This is a genomic window from Amycolatopsis sp. La24 (genome assembly GCF_029087445.1).
Taxonomy (GTDB): Bacteria; Actinomycetota; Actinomycetes; order Mycobacteriales; family Pseudonocardiaceae; genus Amycolatopsis; species Amycolatopsis nivea.
On record NZ_JARACH010000055.1, the window covers coordinates 51,316 to 60,546 of the forward strand.

General features: G+C 70.2%; 7 protein-coding genes. 2 read left to right on the forward strand and 5 right to left on the reverse strand.

Annotated features, from left to right (window positions below):
• Window positions 1–165 precede the first annotated feature (165 nt).
• Window positions 166–843, reverse strand: coding sequence for a copper homeostasis protein CutC (locus PUT80_RS35615; RefSeq protein ID WP_275294772.1), 678 nt, complete (start codon window positions 841–843; stop codon window positions 166–168).
• Window positions 844–846: 3 nt separating this feature from the next.
• Window positions 847–3,510, reverse strand: coding sequence for a nitrate- and nitrite sensing domain-containing protein (locus PUT80_RS35620; protein ID WP_275294773.1), 2,664 nt, complete (start codon window positions 3,508–3,510; stop codon window positions 847–849).
• A gap of 136 nt (window positions 3,511–3,646) precedes the next feature.
• On the opposite strand from PUT80_RS35620, the gene PUT80_RS35625 reads away from it, so the two are divergent.
• Window positions 3,647–4,666 carry an ABC transporter substrate-binding protein gene (locus PUT80_RS35625; protein WP_134661894.1) on the forward strand — a complete coding sequence of 340 codons (1,020 nt, stop codon included), beginning with the start codon at window positions 3,647–3,649 and terminating at the stop codon, window positions 4,664–4,666.
• A gap of 4 nt (window positions 4,667–4,670) precedes the next feature.
• Here PUT80_RS35625 and PUT80_RS35630 read toward each other — a convergent pair whose 3' ends face one another.
• Window positions 4,671–5,291 (reverse strand): hypothetical protein, encoded by a 621-nt coding sequence (locus tag PUT80_RS35630; RefSeq protein WP_238604052.1) that lies wholly within the window; start codon window positions 5,289–5,291, stop codon window positions 4,671–4,673.
• Between the two features lie 78 nt (window positions 5,292–5,369).
• Between PUT80_RS35630 and PUT80_RS35635 the strand changes: the two genes are divergently transcribed.
• Window positions 5,370–7,016, forward strand: coding sequence for a DNA repair helicase XPB (locus PUT80_RS35635; protein ID WP_037807867.1), 1,647 nt, complete (start codon window positions 5,370–5,372; stop codon window positions 7,014–7,016).
• A gap of 1 nt (window position 7,017) precedes the next feature.
• Here PUT80_RS35635 and PUT80_RS35640 read toward each other — a convergent pair whose 3' ends face one another.
• Window positions 7,018–7,662 (reverse strand): response regulator transcription factor, encoded by a 645-nt coding sequence (locus PUT80_RS35640; protein ID WP_037807870.1) that lies wholly within the window; start codon window positions 7,660–7,662, stop codon window positions 7,018–7,020.
• A complete protein-coding gene (locus PUT80_RS35645; RefSeq protein WP_275294774.1) occupies window positions 7,653–8,771 on the reverse strand; it encodes a histidine kinase in 1,119 nt (372 codons plus the stop codon). The genes PUT80_RS35640 and PUT80_RS35645 overlap by 10 nt, the downstream gene beginning before the upstream one ends.
• Between the last annotated feature and the right edge of the window lie 460 nt (window positions 8,772–9,231).

A 9,231-nucleotide genomic window follows, 5' to 3' on the forward strand; every position in this document is an offset into this window, starting at 1 on the left:
GCGATGTCCCGCCGCATCCGGAAACCATCGGCCGTCGGAATGCGGAACCCCCGGACAATCCGGACCCCTTGCGCACGCACGCGCGCTGTGCTCGTCAAGCAAAAAAGGGAACCTTGCCGGAATTGGAATTCCCGGCGAGGTTCCCTTCCGCAGTGGAGCGGAGCGTCAGCCTTTGACGAGTTCGGCCCACTCGCGCACGGCGGCCGCGTCCACCGGAGCGTCCCAACCGGACGGACGCACCGCGCCGCCGACGTGGAAGCCGCGCACGCCGCCAGCCCGCAGCAAATGCACCTGCTGCGCCCGCAAGCCGCCGCCGACCAACAGCGCGGGGCCGTCGGTCCGCCGCGCCAGTTGCTGCAGCACCGACAGTCCACTCGCGACACCGTTCGCGTGGCCCGCCGCCAGCACGGTGTCGCAGCCGAGCTCGGCCAGCACGTCGTACGCGGCGATCGGGTTGCGCGAGCGGTCGATGGCGCGGTGGAACGTCCACGGCCGCCCGTCGATCTCCTTCAGCAGCGCGCGGCACGCCTCGGCGTCGACCTCGCCCTCCTCGGTCAGGAACCCGAACACGAACTCCTGCGCACCCGCGGACACCAGCCGGGCCGCTGAAGCGCACAGCTCGTCGATGGCGCGCGCGTCGAAAGTGTTCTCCGCGCGCAGCATCACGCGCACCGGCAAATCAGTGGCCGCGAGCACCTCGCGCACCGTCGCCTCGCTCGGGGTGAGCCCGTCGCTGGCCATGTCGGAGACCAGTTCGAGCCGGTCCGCTCCGCCCTCCTGCGCCCGCTCCGCGTCCTGCGCGCCCAGCGCGATCACTTCCAGCAGGGCGGTGTTCGAACTCATGCCTCATCCGTTTCGATCCAGTGGCGGGGTGTCTTCCCCCCTGGCGTGCCTGCCGCGCCGGAAGCCGCCTTGCAGGCTCGTCATCCGGGCGCGCACCGCGTCGGGGGAAAGCGAGAGTATCGGCCGCGGCTCCGGCTCCGCGGCGGGGCCGCCCGCCACGTCGGCGACCCGCAGGAACGGCCAGGTGTCCTCGGCGCCGTCCTCTTGTTCCAGGTGCTCCGGCGACGGCCACTCCGGTTGTTCGGCGTGCGCGGGCGCCGGCCATTCGGGGGCCGCCTCGTCCGGGTCTTCCGTCGGGAACTCCGGCGGCTCCGCGTAGGCGTGCTCGGGTTCGAAGGCGGGGACCTCCGGCATCGGCGCGACCACCCGCGGCTCCGGCGCGACCGGTTCCTCCGGCGGCGCCGAGAGGTCGAACCAGCGCGACAGCACGTCGCGATAAGCAGGCATCCGGTCAGTCGGCGCGTCGATCTCCAGATGCGACCGCGACGCCGGGCCGGGCCACGACGGAGCCTCCTCGACGACCGGCGCGCGCCGCAGCGGACCGGCGTCGTCGAGCGTCGGCGCGACCAGTTCGGCGGGCTCCTCCGGCTCCTCAGCCGGGGCCAGCGGCGCGAGCGGGGCCAGCAGTTCCGGCTCGGGCGCGGGTTCCGGTTCGACCGGCGCGGGCGGCTGCGGCAGCGGCGGGGCCTCGGTGATCAACGCGGCCGGGACGACGACCGTCGCGGTGAGCCCGCGTCCCTCGGCCGGGCTCAGCCGCACCGCGATGGCGTGCCGTTCGGCCAGCGTCGCGACCACGAACAGGCCCATCCGGCGCGACACCTCGACGTCGACCTCCGGCGGATGCGCCAGCCGCGCGTTGGTGCGGTCGATCTCCGCCTGCGGCATGCCCGCGCCGCGGTCGGTGATCTCGATCCGCCATGCGCCGTCGGCCGTCCGCGCGCTCTCCACGGTGACCGCCGTCTGCGGCCCGGAGTACCGGGTGGCGTTCTCCAGCAGCTCGGACACCACGTGCACCAGGTCGTTGACCGCGTCGCCGCGCACCGCGAGCGCGGGGGCCGGGCCGATCTCGATCCGCTGGTAATCCTCCACTTCGGACAGTGCGGCCCCGATGATCTCGTCGGCCACCACCGGTCCGGTGTCCTCGCGCACCAGGTCGGTGCCGGACAGCACCAGGAGGTTCTCGCTGTTGCGCCGCATCCGGGTGGCGAGGTGGTCGAGTTCGAACAGCCCGCCGAGGGTCTCCGGGTCCTGTTCGCCCGCCTCCATCCGGTCGAGCACGGACAGCTGCCGCTCCACCAGGTCCTGGCTGCGCTGCGACAGGTTGACGAACATCGCGTTCACGTTCTCGCGCAGCATCGCCTGCTCGGCAGCCAGCCGGACCGCCTCGCCGTGCACCGCGTCGAACGCACGCGCGACCTGCCCGACTTCCTCGCGGGTGAAGATCGGCACCGGCGCGACCGCCGCTCGGTGCCGCAGGTTCTCCGGAGCCGGGTCGGGCTCGGTGAGGAGCCGCTGCACCGCCTCGGGCAGCCGATGGTCGGCGACCTCCAGCGCGGTGCGGCGCAGGATCCGCAACGGCCGCAGCAGCGAGCGCGCGATCACCACCGACAGGACACCGGCGACCAACAGGACGCCGATGACGATTCCGCCGTCCCAGATCGTCGAGGCGCGGGCGCTGGCGGCCCGCGCGTCCGTTTTCTCCTGAAGCTGGACGAGCAGCGCCTGCTGCACCTGGTGGGCGAGATTGACCGTGTACGTCGACGCGGTGTCCCACTGGTCCGCGTCCAGACCGGACAGCGGCTGGTTGTTCTCCGTGCGCGTGAGCGCCGACTCGACCATGTCGTTGCCGATGTCGACGACGATGCCGATCACCGTGTCCGAGTACATCCGCTGCTCGTCCGGAGTCGCGAAGGTGCGGTAGTCGCTGCGCGCGGCGGCCAGTTCGGCCTCCGCGCCGAGCAGCGCGCGCGTCCGGTCCCGGTTGAGCGTGCCCTGCGCGATCGCCTCGGACATGATCGCGCGCTTGACCGACATCTGGTCCTTGATCCGCGCGAGCGCGTTCCCGGCGAGCCGCAGCCGGGCCAGGTCGGGTTCGGTGACGTCGGCCGCGGCGGTGTCGCTGATGTCGAGCAGGCCGGAGATCAGCTCGCTGTAGGAACGGAGCACCGCGTCCGCCGGATACGCGGAGTGTTCAGCCGAATACCGAAGGCCGCCCAGCACTCGCAGCCGGTCGTCGCTCTGCTGCAGATCGCCCGCCGCGGATTCGTCGAGCCGCGATTTGCTGTCGGCGAGCGACCGCTCGAACGCGCCGATCGCCAGGTCGACCCGGGTGCGCTGGCCGACGAGGACGTCAGTGGCCCCCTTGCGGTCGCCCGCGACGAACCGCACCGTGACGTCGCGTTCGCGCTGCAACTGGTGCACGACCTCGGCGACCGTCGAGTCGATCCGGCAGCGGGCGGCGAACTCGGCGAGCTGGCGGGCGTCGCGCAGGTCGCTGTTGACCCGGAGACCGACCAGCACGACCACGGCGAGCGCCGGGATCAGCAGGACGACGAAGAGCTTGGTGCGCAGCCGCCAGTTCCGCAGCCGCCACCCGCCGCCGACCGGGCGCGAGGCAGCCGGATCCGTCGCGTCACCCGAACGGGGACGGTCGTCGCGACGGGTCACCTGTGCTTCCTTTTCCACCGCGGGGACCTCTGCCCACGGACGTCATCGGGCTCCAGCCGGAAACTACCGCTCGGTAGTTGCCGGCGAAAAGATCGGGAAGCCACCCTGGCGGGGGCACGGCCCTGCGGGCGATCGTATGGGCAGCGGCCCATACGATCCAGCACGAGGCAGAGATTCTCCCGGCAGGGGATGGCGAGTGAAAGCGACCGGTCTGAGGTTTGCGCTGGTGGCGACGTTGTTCGCACTCAGCGGCTGCTCCGTGTTCGGATCCAGTGACACCGGACAAGCGCAACCGCCGGAACGCGCGACGCTGCGGGTCGGCGTCGCGAGCCCGATCGACACCGCCCCGCTGCGGATCGCCGTCGCCGCGGGAAAGTTCCGCCAGGCCGGGCTGAACGTCCAGCTGGTGGAACTCGGCGACAGCGACGGCGTGGAGAAACTGAAGTCCGGACAGATAGATGTGACGTTCGGCAGCGACGTGTCGCTGTTCCGCGCCGCCGGGTCCGGCACCGCGCTGCAATTGCAGGGCGAGGCGTACACCTTCGGCCGCACGACTATCGCGCTCGTCACATTGCCCGGTTCCGACTACTCCGAACCGACCGCGAAGAAGTCGCCGAAGATCGCCGTCGACTCGCCCGACGACATCGGCGCGCTCACCGCGCGGGCGGTCCTCGGCACGGCAGGCGTCGACAAGTCGAAGATCGAGTTCGTGACCCGGCCGTTCGGGCAGATGCCCGCCGCGCTGCAGTCCGGCGACGCGGACGCGGCGCTGATGGTCGAGCCGTACATCACCCGCGCGGAGAAGGAACTGGGCGCGCAGGTCCTCGCCGACGGTTCGACCGGCGCGACGCTGGACTTCCCGGCGTCGGGCTACGCCGCGACCGGCCAGTTCGCCGCCGCGAACCCGCGCACGCTGACCGCGTTCCGCAACGTCCTCACCCAGGCCCAGCTCGCCGCGTCCGACTCGGCGAAGGTGCGCGACGCGCTGCCGTCGTTCTCCGACATCGACCAGACCACCGCCGCGCTGATCTCGCTCGGCAGCTACCCGACCACGCTGTCGGCGACCCGGCTGCAGCGCGTGGCCGATCTGATGCACAGCTCCGGGCAGCTCGCGAACCGGCTCGACGTGGCGGCGATGCTCCCGAACGCCTTGTGAGGCGCTAGATGCTCGCCCCGGTCGGCTGCAGGCAAATCGTCCGCACCGGCGGTCCCGCGTACACCAGCGACAAGTCCTTCTCGCCGCAGCTCGACGCCGACTTCGCGCCGTCGTGCACGACCGCCCGCGCTTCCGCCTTGGGGTCGTCGCAGGCGACCTTGCCGACCTTCGACTCGTCCGAAACGTCGCGGACGCACTCGCCGGACACGACGTTCAACGCGAGGCACAGCGTCTGGGTCGGCCTGCTGGTGGTGCTGCGCGCCGACGAGTACAGCTCGAACGGCACGTAGTCCTCGCCGCGACAGGAGGACCGGCCCTTCGAGACGGTGTCGACGCGGTAGGTGGCGGCCCGGTCGGAGCAGTCCGCTCCGGTGTAGGTCTGCGTCCTCGACCCCAGCGAAGTGAGGTAGAGGCAGCTGCCCGCGACCGGCGGTCCCGCCGAGCGCACGACCGCGGCGAACCCGAACGCGCCGAGCGTGCCGAGCCCGAGCGCCACGACGACGAGTGCGGCGAAGAGCCCCTTCTGCTTGCCCGACACCCGCTTCGGGCCGCCCTGGACCGGCTGCTGCGGGAGCGGCTGGTACGGGTTCGCGGCCGGCGGCATGCCGAACGGTGGTGTGGTCACTGGGTCCCCTCCCGCGGCTTCGTCCCGCCATCTTGGCATCCCCGGGCCGCGGTCCGGGAGGGAACGTATAAAGGAGAGGTGACTGATGGCCCCCTGATCGTCCAGTCCGACAAAACCGTGCTGCTCGAGGTCGACAATCCGCGTGCCGACGACGCGCGGATCGCGATCGCGCCGTTCGCCGAACTGGAACGAGCACCCGAACACGTGCACACCTACCGGATCACGCCGCTCGCGTTGTGGAACGCGCGCGCCGCCGGGCACGACGCGGAGCAGGTGGTGGACGCGCTCACCACGTACTCGCGGTTCCCGGTGCCGCAGCCGCTCTTGATCGACGTCGTGGACGTGATGGGCCGGTTCGGGCGGCTGCAGATCGCCAACCACCCGGCGCACGGCCTGGTCATGACGACGACCGACCGCGCGGTGCTGGAAGAGGTCTCGCGCCACAAGAAGATCAGCCCGATGCTGGGCTCGCGGATCGACGACGACACGGTGATCGTGCACCCGTCCGAACGCGGGCGGCTCAAGCAGGCGCTGCTGAAGGTCGGCTGGCCGGCCGAGGACCTCGCCGGGTACGTGGACGGCGAAGCGCACCCGATCGATCTCGCCGAGGACGACTGGCACCTGCGCGACTACCAGCGGAAGGCGGCGGAAGCGTTCTGGGCGGGCGGTTCCGGCGTCGTCGTGCTGCCGTGCGGCGCGGGCAAGACGCTGGTCGGCGCGGCCGCGATGGCGCATGCCAAGGCGACCACGCTGATCCTGGTCACCAACACCGTCGCCGGTCGGCAGTGGAAGCGCGAACTGGTCGCGCGCACGTCGCTCACCGAGGACGAGATCGGCGAGTACTCCGGGGAGAAAAAGGAGATCCGGCCGGTCACCATCGCGACGTACCAGGTGGTCACGCGCAAGACCAAGGGCGAGTACCGGCACCTGGAGCTGTTCGATTCGCGCGACTGGGGCCTGGTCGTCTACGACGAAGTGCACCTGCTGCCCGCGCCGGTGTTCCGGATGACCGCGGACCTGCAGTCGCGGCGGCGGCTCGGGCTCACCGCCACGCTGGTGCGCGAGGACGGCCGCGAGGGCGACGTGTTCTCGCTGATCGGCCCGAAGCGGTACGACGTGCCGTGGCGCGACATCGAGGCGCAGGGCTGGATCGCACCTGCGGAATGCACCGAGGTGCGGGTGACCCTGACCGAGTCCGAGCGTCTGCAGTACGCCACCGCGGACTCCGACGAGCGGTACAAGCTCGCGGCGACGGCGATGACGAAGATCCCGGTGATCCGGTCCATTGTGGACAAGCACGCCGGCGAGCCGACCTTGGTGATCGGCGCGTACCTCGACCAGCTGGAGATGCTGGGCGCGGAACTGGAGGCCCCGGTCATCCAGGGTGCGACGAAGAACAAGGAGCGGGAGGAACTGTTCGACAAGTTCCGCCGCGGCGAACTGCGCACGCTGGTGGTGTCGAAGGTCGCGAACTTCTCGATCGACCTGCCGGAAGCGTCGGTGGCGATCCAGGTTTCGGGCACTTTCGGTTCGCGGCAAGAGGAAGCGCAACGCCTCGGCCGACTCCTGCGTCCGAAGGGCGACGGACGGCAGGCGCACTTCTACTCGATCGTCTCGCGGGACACAGTGGACACCGAGTACGCCGCGCATCGGCAGCGTTTCCTGGCCGAGCAGGGCTACGCGTACCACATCGTCGATGCGGAGGACCTGCGCCGACCGCTGTGAATCACGAACCGAGGTAACGGAGAACGGCCAGCACGCGTCGGCTGTAACCCTTTGCCTGCGGCAGGTCGAGCTTGTCGAAGATCGCGTTCGCGTGCTTCTCCACGGCGCTCTGCGAGATGTACAGCAGCGTGGCGATGCTCGCGTTCGTGTGGCCCTGCGCCATCTTCTCCAGCACGTCGCGCTCGCGCGGAGTCAGCCGGGCGAGCGCGTCCTCGTGCGATGTGCGGGCGACCAGCCTGCGCACCACCTCCGGGTCGAAGGCCGCACCACCGGCCGCGACCCGGTCCAGCGCGTCGAGAAAGTCGCCGACCTGGGCGACCCTGTCCTTGAGCAGGTACCCGACGCGTCCGCCGTCGCCGCCGATCAGCTTGGCCGCGTAGCGTTTCTCGACGTACTGGGACAACACGAGCACACCGGTGTCCGGCCAGCGTTCACGGATTTCCAGCGCGGCACGCAATCCTTCGTCAGTGTGGGTCGGCGGCATGCGAACATCGGTGACGACGATGTCGGGTTGGTGCTCGGCGGTCGCTTCGAGGAGCTTTTCTCCATCGCCGACCGCAGCCACGACGTCGTGGCCTTCCTCCGCCAGCAGCCGTACGAGACCTTCCCTGAGCAAGGTCGCATCCTCGGCCAGAATCACTCGCACGGCAACGTCACCCGCACTGTGGTCGGCCCGTTTTCGGGGCTCTGTACGGAAAACTCGCCATCCATTGCTGCCACTCGTCTCGCCAGCCCAGACAACCCGCCACTCTCGCCTACCTGTGCGCCGCCGCAACCATCGTCCGTGATCTCTGCTTCCAGCCTGTTTTCCTGCCACCGGACGTCGATCGTGACCTTATTAGCGTTGGCATGCTTAGCCGCATTGGTGACCGACTCGGACGCCACGAAGTAGACCACCGTCGCCAATTCCGGCGATGGCTCGTCAATCGCGTAACGAAGGTCGACCGGGATCGTGGCCCGCTCAGCCAGAGACTCCAACGCAGCCTCAAGACCACTCTCGTCGAGCGCGATCGGGTACACGCGCCAGCTAACCTCTCGCAGCTCTCTCAACGCTTCCTGCGATTCCTCATGCGCCTGGCGGACCAGCTCCGCCGACCGCTGCGGGTCGTCCGCCCGCCGAGCCCGGCCGAGCAACACCCCCAAGGCGACCAGCCTTTGCTGCACCCCGTCATGCAAATCCCGCTCGATCCGGCGACGCTCCCCGTTGACCGCCTCGACCACTTCACTCCGCGTGGTCGCCAACTCAGACACCCTGCGCCGCAGCAATTCCTGGCTACTGGGCCCGAAAAACCGCCGCGCCAACCGCCGATCGAGCGCGGCTACGCCGATCAGCCCCTGTCCACAAAGGAATACCCCGATCGCGCCGAGGGCCACTACGGGGAGCCAGTCCAGAAGTTTCCCATCACCCGCACCGCCAGGAGCCCGCCCGGTGACGAGTTGGACGAAGTAGAACGCCCCCGCCGCGACCCCCGCGCCGACGCACACCCACACTCCCAGCGCGAGAAGCCCGGTCAAGCTGCGCGGGAGGAGGTATTGGAGAGCGCGGCGACCGTCGTAATCGTCGCCGTTGCTGGCGTCGAAGAACCGCTTCAGACGGGCGCGTTCTATTTCGGCGAGCCCGCGCGCGCCGCGGAAGACCCGCTGCCTTGCCGCGGGGATGACAAGGAGCGGTGCGGCGAGTACCAGGTACGGGAGCTCGATGAGCGCCGTCAGCGCACCTAGGCCGACACCTGCTGTACGGCGCAGTCTGTTCACGCCGCCCAGGCTAGCCAGCCTGCTGGGGGCGGGGCACTGCGGTTTTCCGCATTTCGCCTGGTCCTCGGTTCTCGGCCTGCCCTGTCGGAGCACATTCCCAGTCTTCCTGGGACTCGTTGCCCTTCCACCCCGACCCGCTGAGGTCTTCGAACCCCGCCTGCCCAGCCACATCCCGCCGACTCCCGCGGCCGAGCACGTTGCCCCGCCACCCGGCCCTACCGCGATCTTCCAACTCCGCCTGTTCAGCCACATTCCCCGCTCCCGCAGACGAAGTCGCCGTTCTTCGGCTCCGACCCCACCCCGGCCTCCGAACCCCGCCTGTCCCGCCTCCCGCGGCCGAACTCGCTGCTCTTCCACCCCGACCCCACCGCGGCCTCCGAACCCCGCTTGCCCCGCCACATCCCGCCGACTCCTGCGACCGAACTCGTCGGCCCTCCGCCCCACCCCCCTGCGGCCGTCC